Below are 21771 nucleotides of genomic sequence, written 5' to 3'. Positions count from 1 at the left end.
CTATCTGATAATATTATATTTATTTCCGCATTCGTTCTATCAATTTTTCCAAAACAAGTTCATAACCCAATCGTGGATTAAATTCTCTATCCGGACGGATAAGATTCTGAGTGTCACCTAAAAAATCAGGATCTAACATTTTTTCTTCCATATTGTTAATGAACTGTTTGTAAGTAGGTGGTTGTTGCACAACAAACGACATATAACGGTTGTAGCAACGTAAAATTTCATTAATATCCACAACCGCTTCCGACAGTGCAACATACAAATCAAAAAGGTCGCGGCCTTTTTTTCTTTGATACAATGCTCTTAATTTTGTTCCCAGCAATTCGTTCAAACGATATGTGGTTATCTCACATTTTCCTGAGAACCAGCTATTCTCCACCTCAAATGGAACTTTAACCAATCCCAATTCGTTGAAATGTTCAAAACAATTTATCTCTATTTTCAAACGTAAGGGGATTGTCGGGGGGATTTCCGACTCCATACGAAATAACATCGTGTTGTTATATCGCTTTTGTTTTGTAACCCTATCAGGCAAAAAACTTAAGACTTCACCTAGCTTGAACATGATTGGTTTTATCGGTCCCGGTGTGATTTGTACTAAATCAATATCTTCACTATATCTAGGCTGTGGCGACAGATATAATTTATGAAGTGCGGTTCCTCCTCTGAACGCAAGCTGTGAAGCAAGGAATTTATCACTGAAAATAGCGACTAATGCACGAGAGATAATAAGGTCTTGTTCTACTTGTGCATTATCATTCCAAGGAACAATCTTATTCCATTGGGTAATGGCTGTTCTGTTTATCATATTTCGTCTGTTTCTATTATCGAATTTATATAAACTTTCCAACGAGTATTCTTTTCTGCATTCTCATCAGTTTTGTGTGTACTAAGGGGAATATATCTAAAACGCTTGACATATGTCAATAATTCAGAATGTAACACTTCTGCAATCTCTTTCTGTTCTAAAATATCATCCAATATATATCCCAATCGTTGGATAGTAGCGATTGATGTATAGTTAAATAAGTTATCGGAAGCTTTACGAAAATCAAGTTTTTCTGCTAATTCATCCAAAATGGTCGCTGCCCTTGAGAGGCCACCGATATATTGTTCATAGTGTACAATATCAATGGCTGTCAATTCAGCATTTGAATAGTATATCACTCCTGTCTCAGAATTCTTGAACAATAAAAAATCAGATGGAATCTCCTTGCGATATCCCCAAACAAGCGAATTATTCTTTGATGAAGAGACGGAAGACTTTGGGAATACCGTCATTACAGAAAACTTCTGTGGCCGTTGATGAGCTGCACCCAAAATTTCTGCGGCATTCAATAAACAGATATAATATGGTTTATTCAGATACGACATCAATTGATCAATGTAATATATTGGAGGAACCATCCTTTTTGCTGCATACTGAGGAGGAATTATGACATAAAAGCCTTTATACACAGGACATAAGATGCCTTGTTTTGATAATCGGAATAATTCATTCTTGATGACTTGCTCCGAATAATCAGGAAATGTTTGCCTTACATCATCAACCGAAAAAGTTGGAAAGCCACCAATTTCCCTATCTCTAATCCATTCTCTTATTGTCATAGCGAGCGTTTTTAGTGCAAAGGTAATCAAAATCTGATTACTTCTGCACTTTTTTAGCGCACTTTTATCATCAAGGTGTCTTATTCCATATTCCTCTATAAAAATCCATCATAAGCACGCTTCGCTTGACAAGTCCCTTCAAGAAGATAACCCGGAGGACGATACCTTCCACGTTCGGGCCTCCGGTTTTCGGGCAAAAAATTCCCTGCGGTAATTTTTCACCCGAAAAAACGTTCCGGTATCGCCGTCCGAGTTGTGGAGACGGTCGGGACTTAGCAAGCGAAGCGACCTACGACGCATAGGACAAGATAAAAAACAATCTGACGGCGGTATTTTGCCGTGCTTGATGTCCCAATGGATTACGCCGTCAACACATCTCCCATACAAAATCTTCTTCCTGTCTTATAGAGCGGCACAAGGAAGCGGGGACTAAAGACAGCTCGCTCGCAACTCTGCATAATACGGTTTTCTCCTTGTCGGTTTCGTGGCGTTCCTGCCGTTTTTTCTTGTCCTGGGGCTTACCATTCGTGTGTGCCCGCCCTTTTCCGCCTTTTTAATCCGGTGCTTTTCCTTGCTTTTTCCTCTGACTTTCCCGTTTTTCCGCCTCCCGCTTTTCCTCCCGCAGTGAAACAGGATGACAAACGGTGAAACATATAGCACAACGTATTGTAAATCAATTATATATCAGAAATCATCCTATATATTTGCACTGACAATCATAGTTATCAACCCTAAAAAAACAAAGTTATGGCAAAGAAAAATGGAAGGGACGATCCCCCTAAACCGCAAGTCGCCGAGAACGAACAGATGAGCGACATCATCCTTATCCTCGACAAGATGGAACTGATTTTACAGGCAGTGTCCCAAATTGACAAGGACGGCAGGTACAAGACGGTTCCGGCAGACAAGGAGCATACAAACTCCTTTCTGAAAATCGACCGCTATGCCAGCATGTTCGAGAATTTCCTGAAGAATTTCTGGAGCCAGCTCAAGGACCCGACACGCTTCGGCATCCTCTCCGTCAAGGAGAAAGCACTGGACGACCCGAAAGTGAGGCAGGCCATCGAAGACCTCGCCGCCGGAAAAAAGACAGACGCGGTGGAAGAATTCCTCAAACAGTACGAGATTGTCCCCCGCGACAAGGAAAACCAAAGTATCAACCATCAAAATCAAGAAGAAATGGCAAAAGAAAATGAAACACAGCAGCAGGCCGCCCAAGGCGGAGGCACGCAGCAACAGCCCCAGTACCGCTACAACGAGTCCATGATCAACTGGGAACAGCTGAAGAACTTCGGGCTCTCCCGTGAGGAGCTTCAGGAACGGGGGCTGCTCGACCAGATGCTCAGAGGCTACAAGACCAACCAGGTAGTGCCCATCAGCATGAACTTCGGCTCCGCCGTATTACGTACCGACGCGAGGCTCTCGTTCCAGCAGTCCCGGGCTGGGGACATCGTACTGGGCATCCACGGTATCCGGCAGAAACCCGACCTCGACCGTCCCTACTTCGGACATATCTTCTCTGACGAGGACAAGAAGAACCTGCTTGAGACGGGCAACATGGGGCGTGTCGTGGAACTGAAAAACCGCAACGGCGAGTATGTCCCCTCTTTCGTCAGCATCGACAAGCTGACCAACGAGGTGGTGGCGATGAAAGCCGAGAATGTCTTCATACCACGTGAAATCAGCGGGGTGAAACTGACCGAACAGGAACAGAACGACCTGCGTGAAGGAAAGAAAATATTCATCGAAGGAATGACGGCCAGATCGGGCAATCCGTTCGATGCCCACATCCAGGTCAATGCCGAGCGCAGGGGCGTGGAGTTCATCTTCGAGAACGACAAGCTCTTCAACCGGCAGTATCTGGGAGGCGTGGAACTGACCAAGAAACAGATCGATGATTTGAACGGGGGTAAGGCCATTTTCGTGGAGGGCATGAAACGCAAGGACGGGGAACTGTTCTCCTCCTACGTGAAGCTCGACGAAGCGACAGGCCGCCCGTCCTACACCCGCTACAATCCCGACTCCCCTGAAGGCGCACGGGAAATCTACATCCCGAATGAAATAGGCGGCGTGAAGGTCACTCCCGAGGAGCAGAAAGAGCTGCGTGAAGGGCGGCCCATCTTCCTCAACGGCATGGTGAACCGCAGGGGCGAGGAATTCTCCTCATTCATCAAGGCGGACCTCGAAACGGGCCGTCTGAGCTATTCGCGCACACCGGACGGTTTCGACCAGCGCGAGGAGTTCAAGATACCGGCCAAGGTATGGGACGTGGAGCTTACCCGCAAGCAGCGTGCCGACCTCCAAAGCGGCAAGGCGGTACTGGTCGAGGGCATCAAGGGGTATGACGGCAAGACCATCTCGCAGTACGTCAAGGCGAACTTCAACCAGGGACGGCTGGACTTCTACAACGAGAACCCCGACCGCAGACGCGACGCCGCGCAGCGCAACGTGGTGTCCGCCGCACAAAGACAGGGAGAGGAAAACCGCCAATCCAGGGGCGCGAGCATAGCCTGACGGTCAAAGTAAAAGTAAAACGAATGTGAAATCCTAAAGAATCAGAACATGGAAATGAACAAGGAAAACAACACGCCTTTCAAGGCGGAGGACGTGAACTGGGACGAGTTGGCAGGCATCGGCATCCTGAAGGACGAGCTGGAGATGTCGGGAGAACTTGACACGCTGCTCAGGGGAGAGAAAACAAAAGTGATGCCGCTCAGCCTCGTGCTCCTCGGTGTGGACGTGGTGATGGACGCCACACTCCAGCTGGTACGCAAGGACGGTGACCCGCTGCTCGAAATCCTCGGCATCAAGTCCGTGGGAGAGTAACTCCACCTTTATAATTATGTAAACCGAATGTATAACCGCCGTTTCCCGTCCCTCCGTACGCCGGCAAGCGGGAAACGGCTTAATTCTTATCCGAATCATGATAGCAATCATAGCAGAAAAACCGAGTGTCGGTCAGGAGATAGCCCGTGTGGTCGGGGCTACAGAGAAAAAGGACGGCTACATAACAGGAAACGGCTACATGGTGACATGGGCGCTGGGACATTTAGTATCACTGGCATTGCCGGGAACATACGGCTACACGAGAACCACCGCCGAAGACCTTCCGATGCTTCCCGAACCGTTCCGTCTTGTGGAACGACAGATACGTACGGACAGGGGCATGGTGACGGACATCGCCGCCGGCAGGCAGCTCAAGGTCATCGACGGGGTGTTCTCCGAATGTGACAGCATCATCGTGGCGACCGATGCCGGGCGTGAGGGGGAACTCATCTTCCGGTGGATATATTCCCACCTGGGCTGTACCAAGCTTTTCAAACGCCTGTGGTTCTCCTCGCTTACCGATGAGGCCATCCGAAAGGGGATGGCAGACCTCAGGGAAGGATATGAATACGACAGCCTCTATGCGGCCGCGGACAGCAGGGCGAAGGCGGACTGGCTGGTGGGCATGAACGCCAGCCGCGCGTTGGCGGCAGTCTCCGGTTCGGCGAACAACTCCATCGGACGGGTACAGACCCCGACCCTCGCCATGATATGCGCGCGCTTCAAGGAGAACCGCAACTTCGTCTCCACACCATACTGGCAGCTTCATATCACGCTGAAGCAGGGAGAGGCGCACCGGCTGTTCATCCATCCGGAGCACTTCGGGGACAAGAAAGCGGCGGAAACGGCATACGGACGCATCATTCCCGGCTCGGCGGTGACAATCACCAAAGTGGAGCGTGGTACGGTTTTCCAGCAGGCCCCACTTCTGTATGACCTGACCTCCCTTCAGAAGGACTGCAACATCCACCACGACCTTACGGCGGACAAGACTCTTTCCATCGCCCAGTCCCTGTACGAGAAGAAACTGGTCTCGTACCCGAGAACGGGCAGCCGGTACATACCCGAAGATATCATGGCGAATATACCCGCCTTGCTGGAAAAAATCATTGCCATGCCTCTGTTCAGGGAGTACGGACGCTCTTTCGATTTTTCCGCTCTGAACACCCGGAGCGTGGATACCACGAAAGTGACCGACCACCATGCCCTGATCATCACGGGTGTCGCTCCCGAAGAGTTGTCCGAGGCGGAATCCGCCGTCTACACCCTGATAGCCGGCAGGATGCTGGAAGCCTTCTCCCCGCCCTGCGAGAAGGAGCGGCTGCTCATGGAGTGTATGTGCGGGGGCATGGATTTCCGCTCCCGCTCCGCCTTCATCGTCAACACGGGCTGGCGGGCGGTATTCGCCCGGAAGGAGGACCGGGAAAAGGACGAGCCGGAAGATGGCGGAGGAACGGCCTTGTTTGCCGAAGGCGGGCTGGTTCCGCTCTCGAGTCGCGGACTGTCGCAGAAGAAGACCCTGCCCAGGCCGCTTTACACGGAAGCCACGCTGCTTGCCGCCATGGAGAACTGCGGAAAGGATATCACGGACGGAGAGGCACGTGAGACTGTCAAGGATTCGGGTATCGGCACACCCGCCACCCGTGCCGCCATCATCACGACCCTGTTCAAACGTAACTATGTCGAGCGTTCCGGCAAGAGTATCCTGCCGACGGAAAAGGGGCTGTACCTCTACGAATCGGTGAAGGACATGATGGTGGCCGACGCAGAGCTGACCGGCACATGGGAAAGGGCACTGGCACGGATAGAGGGACGTACCCTCGATCCGGACAGCTTCATGCTCTCCATCAGGGAATACACCGGAAAAGTAACCGGCGAGATATTGCGCCTCAAATTCCCGGAACCGTCATCACACGCCTTTACCTGCCCCAAGTGCAAGGCCGGCAACGTGGTGGTGAAGTCCAAGGTCGCGAAATGCGACCGTGAAGGATGCGGGCTGCTGGTGTTCCGCCGTTTCCTGAACAAGGAACTGACCGACCGGCATCTTGAACAGCTTTTCTCATCCGGCTCCACCCGGCTTATCAAGGGTTTCAAGGGTAAGAAAGGATGTTCTTTCGATGCGGCACTCACCTTTGACGACAGTTTTAACCTGAAACTTTCTTTTCCCAAGCCCAAAGGTGCAAAAGGCAAATGATCCCGCCATTCCAATTCTGCGGACAAAGGTAGCGGAACCGCCCGTTTCCACCTGCAAGGTCGGGCCTTGCAGGTTTCGGGGAAAATCATCCTCGCCCCGCTCCGGTATTTTCCCCGAAAACCTTGCCTGTGGAGGCGGTCCGCTCTCCGGCCCCCGAAATTGGAAATGACATGTTTCACCCATTAACAATATACGGTCATGAAAACGAGGGAATATATCGGAAAACTGACAACAGGCAAATGGACAAGGATGACAGTATTGGCCATCGCGGCCTTCATCGTGTTCGGTTATCTGTATTCAAGAGGCGTGTCGCCCGTGTGGACGGCAGTCGCCATCGTCTGTTTCAGGGGATTCTTCAGGTTTCTCTATAAGGTAGCCTGCTTCCTGGTGGCAGCGGCGATACTTTTTTGTATCCTCAGCTACCTGGTATTCTGATTCCACCGGCATAAAATATAGGAAGATGGAACAAATACGGCATATAAACCGCTGCAATACCTTGCAGAACAGGGCTGTCCTCACGGAGGACGGCTCTTTTTGTGTTCCATGCCTTATGGAAACAGGGATAATGAAAACACGTTCGGAAAGGAAAGGGAGGCATATACAGCCATTGACAGACCGGAGAACTACCGGGCAAAGTTGGCAAACGCCTCTTTTCGGACGGCAAGGCCGGGCCCTCCGGGTTTCGGGGAAAAATCATCCTCGCCCGGAGGGCTTGCGGTATTTTTCCCGAAAGCCTTGCCTTTCCGGAAGCGTTTGCCGTAAAGCCCTTGTAGTTCAACGGGCTGCCAAAGCCCAGGTATTCACAATTAAAATTATAGAGTCATGAATCAAGCAATCATCTCAAGACCGCCGATGGCACCGGTACAGATACCAGTGCCGATACCGGCAAGAAGGAAGTATCCTGTCCCGGAACCGACCGTCAAATTCCCCCCACGGGAAAGAAGCGGACCCGTACACATCTCCACGCTGCTGGACCCGGTACTGGAGATATGCAGCCATCCCGACCGGAACAGGCTGCTGGCGGAGTTCTTCAACAGATAGAAAGAATACGGTTATTCACACTTTAATTCATACAATTATGTTTTTTACAGCAATCAACCAGATGATGACCGAAGGCGTGGACCTTACGCTGGTCATCCGTAAAGCAAACGGACAACTGGCAGTATCCACGCTGCCGAAGTCGAACGGGCTGAAGGACGAGGCTCAGAACCACATCGTACCCTTGACGGTCAACGGGAAGCCCGAGGAACTGGACGCGGGATTCCTGCAAACCGTCGCACGCCCGATACAGAAAGCGGTGGGACTAATCACCAACATGGCTCAATTCGAGGTGCAGGCGGAGAAGGCCGCATCCGAAAGTAAGGCGGCGAAGGATGCAAAGGCCAAGGAGACGAAAGAGGAGAAGGAGAGGCGGGAGAAATACGAGAAACACCTCAAGAAAGCGGAGGAGCTGATCGCGGCCAAGAACCATAAGGATGCCGTCACCGCACTCTCTCAGGCACGCCTCCATGCCAAGCCACAGGACCAGAAGAAGATTGACGAAATGATGGAGCAGCAGAAAAAGGCGATGAACAAGGGCAGCCTGTTCGAACTGATGGATGAACCGGTGCCGCAAGCCCAGTCGCAGCCACGACCGCAACCTATGGCGGCAACGGCACAACAGCGACAGCAACCGCAGCCACAACCTATGGCAGTTTCCGTACAGCAACCGCCCTATCCGCCACAGCCTCAGGTACCGGGATCCATGGCCGGACAACCGCAACAGCCTTCGATGTGGCCACCTCAGCAACCGCCGCACAGACCGGTTCAACACCAGACCCCACCACAACCGCAATACGCACAGCAGCCTTCCGTACAACCGCAAAACTATGGCGGTCAGGAAGTCACGCACTGGCAGGAACCGGAATTCACGCCTGAAGACTACCGGATGCAATACCCCGCAGACGAAGAAATCAATTACAATCCCAAGGATTACGAGGAATATCCCGATTTTCCCCAATCCATGTTAGAACCCAAGTATTCACCCTATCAAACAGTTTAAGACTATGGCACTCGAAATCACAGGAATGACACGTTCATTCACGTTCAAGAAAGGCAGCGGAATGGTCACGCTCGACGATCCGAACCCGTCGGACAGCCCGGAAATGGTCATGAATTATTACTCCAACTTTTATCCTGAACTGACAACCGCGACGGTACACGGTCCGGTACTCAAGGATGACAAGGCCGTGTACGAGTTCAAGACCACTGTCGGAACCAAAGGATAGGATATATGAGGAAGAACAGGAAAAAGAAAAACAAGAAACCATGTGTACCATTGGACGAACACCGGCAGGAACAGCTGGCAAGGCTCATCATCGGGCAGACACGGAGGGAAACCCGATACGGGGTGGACAGGAAAGAACGGATTGCGGCTCCAAGCGGGGCCGTAATTCTTTTCTGAGCACGGCGCTTGCACCGGTTGCCCTGAAAAGCCTTGTCGTGGAGACATACGACGGACTTCAATGCGGCAGCATCAATGTAATCACGCGGGAAAACTATGAGTTCCTGCGTGATTCCTTTTTCAAGTATGCCCTGTTGCTGCAAAAGGAAGCGGCGCACACACCGGGAAACAGTATCGGGGAGGGCATAGCCAGGCTGTACGACGAGATGGACGCGCTTGTGGGGGATGAGCTGAATGTCAATATCGAGCAGGAAAGAGGCAGGCTCTTCTTCCGTTTGTGGAAGTACCACCGGTGGGGAAGTCTGACGCTGTACTATTTCCCTGTGAGGTTCCTGGAATCACTCAGTCCCGTTTTAAGGAGGATCGCCATTACCTTTATCCACAAGCTGATGACGGCCAACGGTATCAGCACCATTCTGGATGACGATGACGCGGAGTTCATATTCGAGCTGCTCTCGGAGGACGGAGGCGATGACCCGCAGGAATGGAAAAGCCGGGTGAAACTTGTGCGTTCCTATCAGGAGGGGAAAATAGGCAGGCTGCTCAGGCGGGTGGCTGCAAAGTCCTATTACAAGGACCTGCCGGGGGCAATCGGCTCGTACACTCCCCAAAACGGGTTTGAAAGGCAGCTGGTCGACGCCATGAGGAGCGGTCTGCCCTTCCTGACACCGGAACGGGGCATCATGGGGTACGGGTATGACGCCTACTACTCCGAGAATCCGGATTTCCATCCGATGTACCTGCAACAGCAGATAAGGGTCGTCTATGACATCAACGATATAGTGTCTGAATATCTCGTTGACTATTACAATTCAAACAGCAGGGAGACCTATGACATCACGCCGGTAACGACCTGCGACCTCTCGTCCGATACCGGAGAACTGTTCCGGATGGATGACTATCCGGAGCGGTTCTTCAAATGGGCGGATAAGTTCATCAATATAATCTGTTAAAACATGCTGGAAACGAACGAATTGACAAGAAAACTCAGGACGCTGCTCCATCCGCGGGCAGCGCTGATTGCCTATGCCCGGGAAGACAACAGTCATTATGTATATGACAACAGTTATTTCATCGAGGTCAGGGATATAGATGAAAGCGGTATAATGGGCGAAGGCCGTCCGGTGACGGCGGAGTTCATGAACGAGCTGGTACGGGGCTATTCCGAAAGGCACAGCGCCACACCGTATGGAAGGATACCGTCCAACCTGTTGTGGTGCGACCCGCGTAAGGGAAGCGAGAAATACATCTGGTACAACTCTCCCCGGAAACGTATGATGTTCTTCAAGGAAGCCCTCAAGATAGAGAACGCGGAGTATCATCTGCCGGGAATCATCTACGAGGCCGGAGAAAGCCACCTGAATGTCTATGCCTGCAAAGACAGGGAACCGACGGAAAAGACGGAACTTTATGCCGCCCCGTTCTTCAACGTGACGCAGGCAAGCGTCTGTCTGGGTTCCGCCAGAATAGAGAAGCCGAAAGACCTGACCTACGCGAAACTGCTCGAATATTGGGAGAGGAAGTTCTGGCTGACGGAGTTCTCCCATCTGGGAGCGCATGGCAACCCGACCAAATCAAATCTCGTTCTGGTCACGAAAGCGGCAAAGGACAGACCTTTCGACCTTGAAGAACTGAGACCGTTGAACAACTTGAAACTAAAGGACATACTGAAATGAAAAGAGTGCATTATATCGACAACTACCTGATTGACCCGCAGCACCCGGTAACAGTGAATCTTATCGGCGCGGGCGGAACCGGTTCGCAGGTGCTGACATGTCTGGCCCGGCTCGACGTGACATTGCGGGCGCTCGGACACCCCGGCCTGTCCGTCACGCTCTATGACCCTGACATCGTGTCCGGGACCAACATCGGACGCCAACTCTTCAGTGATTCCGACATAGGCCTGAACAAGGCGAAATGCCTCATTACCCGTGTCAATAATTTCTTCGGCAACGACTGGAAAGCGGAGCCCAGACCCTATCCGTCGGTGTTGAAGGAGGTGAAACGGGATGAAATCGCGAACATCACCGTCACCTGCACGGACAACATCAAGTCCCGGCTCGACCTGTGGAACGTGCTGGGAAAGATGCCGCCGGCCTCCTACACGGACAATGCCACGCCACTCTACTGGATGGACTTCGGCAACACGCAAACGACCGGACAGGTTATAATGGGGACCGTGCTGAAAAAAATCAGGCAACCGGCTTCCACGCTGTATGAAGCGGTCGGCTCGCTGAAGGTCATCACCCGTTTCGTGAAATACGCGAGAGTGAAGGAGGAGGATTCCGGTCCGAGCTGCTCGCTGGCAGAAGCATTGGAGAAGCAGGACTTGTTCATTAACTCCACGCTGGCGCAACTCGGGTGCAATATCCTGTGGAAGATGTTCCGCAACGGGATGATAGAGCATCATGGGGTGTATTTGAACCTGGCAACGATGAAAGTAAACCCGATATCAATCTAATATAAAAGTATTTCAGTGTTATTTAGACATAAAAAGAAGCTGTGAGAATACTTCGGTTCGCTGATAGTTTTGTAACTTTGCCCTGCAAAATAAATAAGCATATTACACAATGGAACCATCTATATACAGTTATTCACTTTGCATTGCGCTGCCGTTGATGTCGTTCTTCGGCTTTTATTTTTTGTTGGCTCCAACCCCGGAAAAAGCCATTTTCAATAATTATCTGCGTTCCCGGCGAATTATGGGGGTAGCCATACTGTTACTTGCCGCCAACTATTCGGTACATTTCTTTTTTGGAATCAGGTTCAAGAATACCGATGCCGCCATCCTGATGAACCTGTCCACCTATTTTTTGTGCTACTGGTTGTTCAGTTCGGCCCTCACCACTCTGCTTGACCGCTTTTATATCACCAAATGTCGGTTACGGACGCATATCTGTCTATGGATACTGTTTTCCATCCTTTCCGGCATCGTTCTGCTGTTGTTACCAAAAGGTGGTTTACAGACAACGGTGATGTTTGCCTTGGCCGCATGGTTGGTTATCTATGGGCTGTTCTTGACCCGTAGGCTTCTCCGGGCCTATCACAGGGTCATCCGCATTTTCGATGACACCCGTGCGGATGACATCGGTGCCTATATCAAATGGCTTTCCATTTTCACCTACTGGGCTGTCACATTCGGGGTGGGATGCGGACTGCTGACATTCCTGCCTGATGAATACATCTATATCTGGATTCTGTCATCGGTACCGTTCTACATTTATCTCTTCCTTTGCTATCTGAACTATCTGCTGTTTTACGAACAGGTGGAAAACGCGATGGAGGATGGCATGACTTCTGAAGAGGAAGACCTGTGTGACACCACAAACCGGGAACAGGCACAGAGGCAGGATACTCCTTTTTTCCATGCCGAAATGGCGAAAAAAATCAAAGGTTGGATCGATGCGGACGGTTATATCCGGCCCGGCCTTACCATAAAGGAGCTTTCAGATGTGCTTCATACCAACCGTACCAATCTTTCCGCTTATATCAAGACTACGTATAAAATGACATTCCGCGAATGGATAACCAGTCTCCGGTTGGAGTATGCGAAAAACATGCTGAAGGAGCATCCGGAAATCAATATACAGAAGCTGGCTGAGTCCTCCGGTTTTCTTTCCCGCAGTAACTTTATCAAATTATTTTCCGAGAAGGAAGGATGTACGCCTGCCAAATGGAAAAAAGCAAATCGGGAATAATTTGTGTACTAAAAAACATTGAAAAAGGTCTCAGAAACCCATTTTCAAAAAGTGCTCAAACGACAAAAAAGTGCTAATTCGACAAAAAGGTGCTCTAACGACAATTTGAAAAGTGCTCAAACGACATTTTTTTATAAAACGCTGTATTTCAACAGAAAAAGTTTTTGTAATATTTTGGGCGCTGAATGGCATTTATTACCTTTGGAGAAGACAAAGATAATAAATTCAAGTTTATATGAGCAGAAAAATCACTTTTCTTACCCTGTTTCTGTGGCTGATGACGGTAACTTTTCCTGTCATTGCGCAGCAGAAAGCAGACACGACCTACACCTTCCGGTTCGTTCCGCAGAAGGACACGTTCTACGTGCCTTGGAATGGCAATGACACGGAACTTGCCCGTCTGTTGGAATGTATCGAAAACAACAAAACCACAATTCTTGACGGCAAGCTGCCGCTATTGGTTGACGGCTACTGTAATTCACTGGGCAGTGAAGCCGAGAACCTTGCCACGGCGAAGATCCGTGCCAACCGTGTGAAATCCGAACTGATTATCCGTGCGGAAATAAAAGAGGAGAATTTCATTACCCGCAACCATGCGACTGAGGGTGATTTTGTCACCGTGCGCCTGACGGTACCGGTAAAGGGAACTGCCGCGACGGATGCGGAAGCACGACGCAAGGCGGAAACCGAACAACTGGAAGCCGAGAAGCGTGCCGAACAGGAACGGCTTGCCGAAGAGCAGCGCAAGGCGGAAGAAGCCCGACTTGCCGCTGAAAAGGCAGAAGCCGAGAAAGCCGCTCAACAAAATAAACTTGTCGACACGCCGTCGGAAACTAAAATCACAAATGATTATCATTTTTCCCTGCGTGCCAACCTGCTGCGCTGGGCTACCCTGACACCAGATCTTGGCGTGGAATGGCGCATCTGCCCGTCGTGGGGCATTGCCGTAAACGGCTCGTGGACTTCTTGGAGCTGGAGCGACAAAGACCGCCGCTATGCACTCTGGGAAGTGGCTCCGGAAGTACGTTACTATATGGGTGAGAAGAAAGCCTGGTATCTGGGCGCGATGTTCAAGGCCGGACAGTTCAACTACAAGTTCTCCGAAACAGGCAAGCAGGGCGACCTGATGGGTGGCGGCATCACCGCTGGCTATCAGCTGCGGCTGAACAAGGCACTGGCTCTTGATTTCAACCTCGGTTTGGGCTACCTGAATGCCGATTTCGAAAAATATGAAGTCATCGACGGCGTGCGTGTACGCCGCGGCAACGAAACAAAAGATTGGTGGGGTCCCATCAATGCCGGTGTGACATTGGTATGGAAGTTATTCTAACACGGAGGAATAGAATATGAAAGCAAGACAATATATAAATATGATGGGAATGGCAGCCGCCGTGCTGTTCTCTTCCTGCGTGAAGGACACGCTTTATGACACGCCGCATCCCGACTACGGGAAGATTGCGGTGACAGCCGACTGGTCGGCCCGCGGTGAGGGTATTGACATACCTGCCACATGGACGGTCACCATGGGTGACTATACGGGTACGGAGACTTCCGCCACCCATACCCCCGACCATCTGTTTGCTCCGGGCAGCTACACACTTGCGGTGTGGAACCCGGCTGAAGGAATCACGGTGAACGGCACCACAGCCACCATTGCCGCATCCACGGGAACCCGGGCAGGCACGGATGCCTTTGTGAACAATGCCCCGGGATGGTTCTTCACCTATACGGAACAGGTGACCATCGAGAAAGACAAGGACTATCCGCTGACTGCCGCAATGAAGCAGCAGGTACGCGAACTGACGCTTGTCGTCGAACCTACAGGTGATGCCGCCGGACGCATCACGGAGATTGTTGCCCATCTGACGGGTGCAGCCGGAACACTCGACTTCGCTACCGATACCTACGGAGCCGCTTCGAACGTCGTGCTGCCCTTCACCAAGATTACCGAAGGTGACGATGCCGGCAAGTGGAAAGCCACGGTGCGGCTGCTGGGTGTGACTGGCACGGAACAACTGCTGACGGGTGAAATCCGCTATGCTGACGGCAACCCGACCCCCACCACGCTGAAAAGCGACCTTACGGAAGCCCTCAAGGATTTCAACACCGGAAAGGGCGAATCGCTGACCCTCGGCGGAACGCTGGTTGAGACTCCCGAAGGCATGGAAGTGGACGGAGCCGAAATCAACGGCTGGGGAGAAGTGAAAGGTGATGATGTAAATGCCGATTTGTAAATAATTAGTAAACCGAACGCAGGAGCAAAGCTTGCTTTGATTTTGCTGAGGTGCAGCAAATATTGAAATGGAATTAAACTAATATAATGACTAATATAATGAAGACGAGATTTTTTACACTTGCAACGCTCGCCCTCGCACTGGCAGCCTGCAACAACGACAACGAGAACCTGAACGGTGACCCCGTGGCCGCCCAGTTTACCGCCAACATCGCCCCCGCCACCCGCGCCAGCGGAACCACCTGGACTGGCGGCGACCGTATCGGCATCACCGACATCGGCAACGATTCCCAGTACGGCAACGTGCCTTTCATCCTGAAAAACGGGAAATTTGAGGCAGAAGGAAAGGTTATCTATATCGAAGATACAAAGACCCATACTTTCCGCGCCTACTATCCGTACAACACGACGGGAGGCATCCTCGCAGCCACGACCGATGCCACGGCGCAGCAGAACAAGCCTGCCATCGACTTCCTCTTTGCTTCAGGAGCCACGGGAGACAAAAACAACCCGGTAGTAAGCTTTACCGACAAAACCGCCAAAGGCGGTGAAGACAACTCCTTCCACCACCGCATGAGCCAGATAACCCTTACCTTCGAGGCGGGCGACGGCGTGGATTTCAGCGTGGTCAAGCCTGAACGTTACACGCTAGACGGATTGTTACTCACCGGTACGTTCAACACGGCCGACGGTATTGCCACCGCAGACAACGGAGTACAGACCGGAGAACTGGCCATGAATCTGGCAGACGGCAATCTCACGTCATCGATCATCCTCTTCCCGCAGACAGTTGCATCCCTGCCGTTGGTTGTGAATTACAAAGGTCAGGAATATCATGCCACACTCACCATGCCCGAAGGCGCACTGCTGGCGGGCAACAACTATACCTATACCGTCAAGGTACGCAACAAAGTCCTTGAAGTCAGCGAAGCCACCATTGCAAAGTGGAACGATATAGACGGTGGAGATGTGGGTGCTGACCTGTAGGATTTTAATAATTAATCGATTAGAATGAAGAATTATGAGACATAGATTATATATCCCCGCAGCCACCGCACTGCTGTTCGCCCTCGCCGCCTGCACGCAGGACGAACTTGCTGGCGATAACCGTCTGCCCGAAGGTGAATACCCCGTCGTCATCCGTGCCACCGGATTGTCCGTAGAAGCAACGCCGCTGGCAGCCCCTTCCACCCGTGCCTCTGTGGACGGCGACTGGCAGGGCATCACTTCCGTGGCACTCAAGATGGGCGATGCGGTAAAGGAATACACCGTAACGGCTTCTACCGATTTCAAGAGTGCCACGCTCTCACGCGAGAACGACCCGCACTACTGGACCAGCCGCGACCCGATTACCGTATCGGCGTGGTTACCCTTCGACAATGCCGACATCACACAGATGCCTGCCGTGAAGGTTGCAGAAGACCAAAGCAAACTGGCTGACTTCCAGAACAGCGACTTCATCTCTGCTGAGAACCGGAAGGTGGAATTTAACAACCCGACACTTGAATTTACCCACCGCACGGCACGCGTGACAATCGAACTGAAGCCCGGCACGGGATTCACGAGCGTCGCCGGTGCCACGGTGAGCCTCGTGAGCCTGTCCGCCGATAACGGCAACCCGACCGCCATCAAGACTTACAACGCAAGCGGCAACACCTACGAGGCACTGACCGCCCCGCAGACCGTTGCGGCAGGCAAGCCGTTCGTCAAGGTGGAACTCGGCGGCGGCACCTTCTACTTCCGTCCGCAGAACAACGTCGTATTAGAGGCTGGCAGCCGCTATAAATATACCGTCAAGGTGAACACCACCGGCCTGACGTTAGAGGGTTGCACCATCGGCAACTGGGCTGACGGCGGCGGCGAGAGCGGCGAGGCTGAGGATTTGGGCTACATCTACGACAGCAACACCAAGACCTACACGGTCTATAACGCCAACGGCCTGATGAATGTAGCCGAATTAGTGAACGGAGGTAAGACCGACATAAACATTACCCTCGACAAAAACATTGACCTCACAGGCAAAGTCTGGACGCCGATAGGCACAGACTACGACAACTCATACACCGGCACCTTCGACGGCGGAGGCCATACCATCACGGGGCTGACCGTTACGACAAATGACGAATATGCGGGTCTGTTCGGCTATCTCGGTAATTTCGGTAAATTCGGTACGGTGAAGAATGTGGTGATGGATGGCATACAGATAACATGCAATCACAGGTCGGGTTATGCCGGCGGCGTGGCAGGATATAGCCGGGGCACCATTGAAAACTGCTCGGTGTCGGGCAGCGTCAGCGGCACGGTGAGCGTCGGCGGTGTGGTGGGTGCTCAAAGGGACGGTTCCATCACCGGATGCAGTTCCTCTGCCACAGTGAAGGGAACGCTCAATGTCGGCGGCGTGGCAGGTCAGACGATTTTTGGTGCCACCTTGACCGCTTGCTATGCCACAGGCAACGTGACCATAGAAATAGACCCCAGACAGAATATCTCTGGCGGCGGTCTGGTAGGATTCAACGACGGAATCAGCCTCCTTGCCTGCTATGCCACGGGCAACGTAACCAGTACGGGTAGTAGCACTGGCTATGTACATATCGGCGGCTTTTTGGGAGATAACTACATTACCGTGACCGCCTGCTATTGGAAGAACAATCATGAACAAGGCATCGGCTACAATAGGAAAAGCACCGGAGCCACGAAGGTGGACGGCTCTGTCGTTACCTGGCAGAAAGCCGTTGATGCCATGAACACCGCCTTGCAGAACGCAGGCTCAGAGTGGCGTTACGAACTTAAGGGAGCATTGCCCACCTTGAGGAAGCAGTAAACCGTCGTGGGGAAAAGTTACGCCCGCAACGGAAAGAACCAGAGTAATAAAATAACAGATATAATGAAGACAAGATTTTTTGCACTTGCAGCGCTCGCCCTCTTATTGGGCGCCTGCACACAGGACGAAGCGGGCTTCCTGCCGGAAGGGGCGGAAGGCACACCCATCGTCTTCACCGCCACGGGGCTGAATCCCGTCGCGACAGCCACCGCCGGCACCCGTGCCCCAGCGGACGGCAATTGGGAGGGTGTGCAGAGCGTGGCAGTCCTGATGGACGGCACGGTGAAGGCATACGACGTGACGCCCTCCACCGCCGCCCCCACCAGCGCCACGCTGACCTCCACCGACCCGTACTACTGGACCAGCCACAACGACATCACCGTCACAGCGTGGTGGCCATACACCGAGGGCGAGACAACTCCGCCTGCTGTGAAGGTAAAAGCCAACCAAAGTGCCCAGAAAGACTTTGAGGGCAGCGACCTCATCGTAGCCGACGGACAGACGGTGACCTACGGTAGCCCCACGCTCCGCTTCACCCACCGCACGGCGCGAGTGACCATCGTTCTGACGGACTACACCGAGGGGCTGGCATCCGTGCAGCTGACGGGTCTCTCCACCGAAGGCGACAATCCGGATAAAATCACCCCGTATGACAAGGGCAGCAACACCTACACCGCCATCGTAGCCCCGCAAAGTGTGGCTGCTGGCACGGCATTCATTACCTGCACCTTCACTAACGGCAAGACCTTCGTTTATAAGATGAAGAATGCTACCGACTGGCAGGCGGGCGGTGAATATACCTACACCGTCTCCCTCGCTGCGGCAAAAGACCTGGGCTATACCATAGAGAGCAACGGCAGCTACACCGTGACCTCCGCCGATGGTCTGATGAATGTTGCCGAATTAGTGAACGGAGGTAAGACCGACATTAACATTACCCTCGACAAAAACATTGACCTCACCGGCAAAGACTGGACGCCGATAGGCACAGACTACGACAACTCATACAAAGGCACCTTCGACGGTGGCGGCCATACCATTACGGGGCTGACCTTTACGACAAATGACGAATATGCGGGTCTGTTCGGCTGGCTCAATAGAGCTGGTACGGTGAAGAACGTGGTGATGGAGGGCGTACAGATAACAAGCAATCAAATATATGGCGGCAGTATTGGCGGCGTGGTAGGATCTAGCTGGGGCACCATTGAAAACTGCTCGGTGTCGGGCAGCGTCAGCGGCACGGTGTATGTCGGCGGTGTGGTGGGTGTTCAAATAGGCGGTTCCATCACCGGATGCAGTTCCTCTGCCACAGTGAAGGGAATGGTCGATGTCGGCGGCGTGGCAGGTCAGACGAATTCGAATGCCACCCTGACCGCTTGCTATGCCACGGGCAACGTGACCTTAGAAATAGCCCCCAAAAAGAATATCGCTGGCGGCGGTCTGGTGGGAATGAACGCAGGAAGCAGCCTCCTTGCCTGCTATGCCACGGGCAACGTAACCAGTACGGGTAGTAGCACTGGCTATGTACATATCGGCGGCTTTTTGGGAAATAACTACACCACCGTGACCGCCTGCTATTGGAAAAACAATCATGAACAAGGCATCGGCTACAATAGGGAAAGCACCGGAGCCACGAAGGTGGACGGCTCTGTCGTTACCTGGCAGAAAGCCGTTGATGCCATGAACACCGCCTTGCAGAACGCAGGCTCAAAGTGGCGTTACGAACTTAAAGGAGCATTGCCTACCTTGAGGAAGCAGTAAGCCGTTGCGGACGGAAATGTTCCGCCCGCAACGAACATTAACCGAAGTATAACCCCAATAAAAAAGGAGGACGTGATGGAACACACGGAGAATCCACCATATTGGTTTTGGCATCAAGGCATTGTCAATAATAATATAGACTCCAGTGTAAATATGGAAGCTGTAAGCCGGACATTGTCAAGATTGGTGCTCATTAAAGGCAACAAATCAAGTAATTAAATAAAAAACATGGGACTTTTTCACAGAGGCAAGAAAAATAATGACGATGAGCCGGACAGTGTTCAAACCAATTCATTCTCTGATATTATGAATGGTTTGCAGTACGCCGTAAACTGTGCACAAGATACATTACAGAATCATCAGATACAAAATCTGACCAGACTTTTTGAAGGAACAAATGCAAATAACGCAAATACGTTCCAATCGAAAAAAATCATGGTTGGAGACAAGACTATTGATATTCCACTTATAGCCTTGATATCCCATCATTATCTTGCAATGGATAATGTGCAGATAAAGTTCAAGGCGAAGGTCGGAAGCGTGGAATCACAGATCCCGGAAAACAACTTGCTGTTATCCAGTCCGCACAGAGCCAATCTCCAGATGCAGATGAGCAACATAAAACCGGATGCGGATGATGTCATGGAGGTTTGCGTCAATTTTAAGGTTCAGGAGACTCCGGAGAGCATTTCCCGAATTATTGACGATTTTGTAAAAAATATCTAACAATTTTAAAATTCAAATGTTATGGCAGAAGAAATAAAGAACCAAGGGCAACAAGAAAATGCGGAAAACTTGAATGAAAATGTAAGCGGACAGGCGAAAGAAATTATCTCCGCTGCATTGGAAGAGACTCAAAACAGAGAAACTTCTCCAGTTCTTAAAGCAGATTCAAACGTGACTGACAAATTCAAGGGGCTTCCCATGCGGGAACTTATTGCAGCTCCACTTATTGCAGCAGCCGAAGCACAACAGGAATTGGCAGCGACAGCATGGAATTTCTACCAGCAAATTGCATTTGATGGTAAAAGCGGCAATAAAGCGCGTATATTGGAATTCGATGTCGAAAGACCGATACAGCAGGATGGAAAAATGACAACAATGTCACAAAGTGTCAAGGCTCCGTTTATAGGATTGGTGCCTATTCCTTCCCTGCTCATAGATCGCGTGGATGTCGATTTCCAGATGGAGGTTACCGATACATCAAACGTAAAAAGCACTACCAACGCAGAAGTAGAGGCAAAAGCTTCTGCAAAACATTGGTTTATAAATGCGGAAATCAGCGGCAAAGTCACGACCGCCCGCGAGAACACCCGCATGACCAACCAAACGGCAAAATACCAGATACATGTGACAGCCAGTCAGCAGCCGCAGACCGAAGGTCTGTCTAAACTGATGGATATAATGGCTTCCTGTATCGAGCCTATAAATACAGAAAGCAGTAAATAGAGTATAAACATATAGAACGGGATGTATAAAGTCCCGTTCAAATTTGATAATAATTATTATGAAAACATAATAAATGCATCAAACATCTAAAAACAGCCATATGAAAATTTGTACATGGAATTCCCAAGGAAATCCTCTTAATGATGCTATTAAATTAAATATATTGAATCATCTATTAACAACAGAACAATGTAATGTCGTTATGATACAAGAATGTGGTAATTTCATACTGCCTGCACAACATAGTGGTAGATACCACTATGTTGTGGTAGAACATGCAGGTGCTTATAATTGTAGATGTAATACTTGTATCATTGCGGATTTGAATTTTGTAGCATCAATACATTATCTGATATCAGGAACAGGCCGATCTGCAATTTGTTTAAATTATAATGGATGTAACATTTATACCCTTCATTGCGAATCTGGGTCTGGTGCTGTAGGAGATATAAGAGATTTAGTACGTCATGCAGTATCTCCTTTCATCATTGGCGGAGATATGAATTCAACGCCAAGCGAATTATCAGAATATTTAAGAATAATGACCACAGGTACCAGGAGTAGGCCGGGAAATAGTGCTAATTTTGCTTGTTGTGGTATGCCAACACATTTTTCAGGTCGAGAATTAGATTATTTCCTTATCGATAGCAGATTACAGCTAAGAACATGTGTACTAAGATATCATATGATGGGTGGGGATCACTATCCTGTGATATTGATATTTAGTTAACC

General features: G+C 50.9%; 22 protein-coding genes. 20 read left to right on the top strand and 2 right to left on the bottom strand.

Annotated elements, in window-relative coordinates:
- Positions 1-19 precede the first annotated feature (19 nt).
- Positions 20-814 (bottom strand): nucleotidyl transferase AbiEii/AbiGii toxin family protein, encoded by a 795-nt coding sequence (locus tag D8S85_RS11365; protein ID WP_005680451.1) that lies wholly within the window; start codon positions 812-814, stop codon positions 20-22.
- Positions 811-1614: a type IV toxin-antitoxin system AbiEi family antitoxin domain-containing protein gene (locus D8S85_RS11360; RefSeq protein ID WP_005680449.1), complete on the bottom strand. Its 804-nt coding sequence runs from the start codon at positions 1612-1614 to the stop codon at positions 811-813. Before D8S85_RS11360 ends, D8S85_RS11365 begins: the two co-directional genes overlap by 4 nt.
- A 747-nt stretch (positions 1615-2361) precedes the next feature.
- Here D8S85_RS11360 and D8S85_RS11355 point away from each other — a divergent pair.
- The 20 genes from D8S85_RS11355 (at position 2362) to D8S85_RS11260 (ending at position 21769) form a co-directional block, all read left to right on the top strand.
- The gene (locus D8S85_RS11355; RefSeq protein ID WP_005680448.1) at positions 2362-4128 is read left to right on the top strand and encodes a DUF3945 domain-containing protein; all 1767 of its coding nucleotides are present in this window, start codon (positions 2362-2364) and stop codon (positions 4126-4128) included.
- A gap of 48 nt (positions 4129-4176) precedes the next feature.
- Positions 4177-4440, top strand: coding sequence for a DUF4099 domain-containing protein (locus tag D8S85_RS11350; protein ID WP_004310026.1), 264 nt, complete (start codon positions 4177-4179; stop codon positions 4438-4440).
- 97 nt (positions 4441-4537) lie between these two features.
- Complete coding sequence (locus D8S85_RS11345) at positions 4538-6634, top strand: type IA DNA topoisomerase (RefSeq protein WP_127075081.1); 2097 nt, start codon at positions 4538-4540, stop codon at positions 6632-6634.
- A 198-nt stretch (positions 6635-6832) separates the two neighbouring features.
- Positions 6833-7069, top strand: a complete 237-nt coding sequence (locus tag D8S85_RS11340; RefSeq protein WP_005680446.1) for a hypothetical protein — start codon at positions 6833-6835, stop codon at positions 7067-7069.
- Positions 7070-7177: 108 nt separating this feature from the next.
- Positions 7178-7396 (top strand): hypothetical protein, encoded by a 219-nt coding sequence (locus D8S85_RS21515; RefSeq protein ID WP_004310028.1) that lies wholly within the window; start codon positions 7178-7180, stop codon positions 7394-7396.
- Positions 7397-7456: 60 nt separating this feature from the next.
- Entirely contained in the window at positions 7457-7675 is a 219-nt protein-coding gene (locus D8S85_RS21885) for a hypothetical protein (protein ID WP_025832076.1), read from the top strand.
- Positions 7676-7712: 37 nt separating this feature from the next.
- Entirely contained in the window at positions 7713-8675 is a 963-nt protein-coding gene (locus tag D8S85_RS11325) for a PRTRC system protein E (protein ID WP_004310030.1), read from the top strand.
- 4 nt (positions 8676-8679) lie between these two features.
- A complete protein-coding gene (locus D8S85_RS11320) occupies positions 8680-8901 on the top strand; it encodes a PRTRC system protein C (RefSeq protein ID WP_004310031.1) in 222 nt (73 codons plus the stop codon).
- Between the two features lie 40 nt (positions 8902-8941).
- Positions 8942-10030, top strand: coding sequence for a hypothetical protein (locus D8S85_RS11315; protein WP_004310032.1), 1089 nt, complete (start codon positions 8942-8944; stop codon positions 10028-10030).
- Between the two features lie 3 nt (positions 10031-10033).
- Positions 10034-10753 (top strand): prokaryotic E2 ligase family D protein, encoded by a 720-nt coding sequence (locus D8S85_RS11310; protein ID WP_005680445.1) that lies wholly within the window; start codon positions 10034-10036, stop codon positions 10751-10753.
- On the top strand, positions 10750-11538 hold the full coding sequence (locus tag D8S85_RS11305; protein WP_004310034.1) for a PRTRC system ThiF family protein: 789 nt from the start codon (positions 10750-10752) through the stop codon (positions 11536-11538). The genes D8S85_RS11310 and D8S85_RS11305 overlap by 4 nt, the downstream gene beginning before the upstream one ends.
- A 109-nt stretch (positions 11539-11647) precedes the next feature.
- The gene (locus D8S85_RS11300; RefSeq protein WP_005680444.1) at positions 11648-12775 is read left to right on the top strand and encodes a helix-turn-helix domain-containing protein; all 1128 of its coding nucleotides are present in this window, start codon (positions 11648-11650) and stop codon (positions 12773-12775) included.
- Between the two features lie 235 nt (positions 12776-13010).
- Positions 13011-14105 (top strand): DUF3575 domain-containing protein, encoded by a 1095-nt coding sequence (locus tag D8S85_RS11295; protein ID WP_127075079.1) that lies wholly within the window; start codon positions 13011-13013, stop codon positions 14103-14105.
- 16 nt (positions 14106-14121) lie between these two features.
- The gene (locus D8S85_RS11290) at positions 14122-15009 is read left to right on the top strand and encodes a FimB/Mfa2 family fimbrial subunit (protein ID WP_127075077.1); all 888 of its coding nucleotides are present in this window, start codon (positions 14122-14124) and stop codon (positions 15007-15009) included.
- Positions 15010-15107: 98 nt separating this feature from the next.
- Positions 15108-15995 (top strand): fimbrillin family protein, encoded by an 888-nt coding sequence (locus tag D8S85_RS11285; RefSeq protein WP_048927465.1) that lies wholly within the window; start codon positions 15108-15110, stop codon positions 15993-15995.
- 34 nt (positions 15996-16029) lie between these two features.
- A complete protein-coding gene (locus tag D8S85_RS11280) occupies positions 16030-17829 on the top strand; it encodes a fimbrillin family protein (RefSeq protein ID WP_127075075.1) in 1800 nt (599 codons plus the stop codon).
- Positions 17830-17892: 63 nt separating this feature from the next.
- On the top strand, positions 17893-19590 hold the full coding sequence (locus D8S85_RS11275) for a fimbrillin family protein (protein WP_127075073.1): 1698 nt from the start codon (positions 17893-17895) through the stop codon (positions 19588-19590).
- A gap of 228 nt (positions 19591-19818) precedes the next feature.
- Positions 19819-20316 carry a DUF2589 domain-containing protein gene (locus D8S85_RS11270; RefSeq protein WP_008778190.1) on the top strand — a complete coding sequence of 166 codons (498 nt, stop codon included), beginning with the start codon at positions 19819-19821 and terminating at the stop codon, positions 20314-20316.
- Between the two features lie 21 nt (positions 20317-20337).
- Positions 20338-21039, top strand: a complete 702-nt coding sequence (locus D8S85_RS11265) for a DUF2589 domain-containing protein (protein WP_008765497.1) — start codon at positions 20338-20340, stop codon at positions 21037-21039.
- Between the two features lie 100 nt (positions 21040-21139).
- On the top strand, positions 21140-21769 hold the full coding sequence (locus D8S85_RS11260) for an endonuclease/exonuclease/phosphatase family protein (RefSeq protein WP_005680434.1): 630 nt from the start codon (positions 21140-21142) through the stop codon (positions 21767-21769).
- Positions 21770-21771: the final 2 nt, after the last annotated feature.

The organism is Butyricimonas faecalis, assembly GCF_003991565.1.
In the GTDB taxonomy this organism is placed as follows: domain Bacteria; phylum Bacteroidota; class Bacteroidia; order Bacteroidales; family Marinifilaceae; genus Butyricimonas; species Butyricimonas faecalis.
Note: the sequence above shows the minus strand (reverse complement) of the source record. Positions and strands in the feature narration are given on the sequence as shown.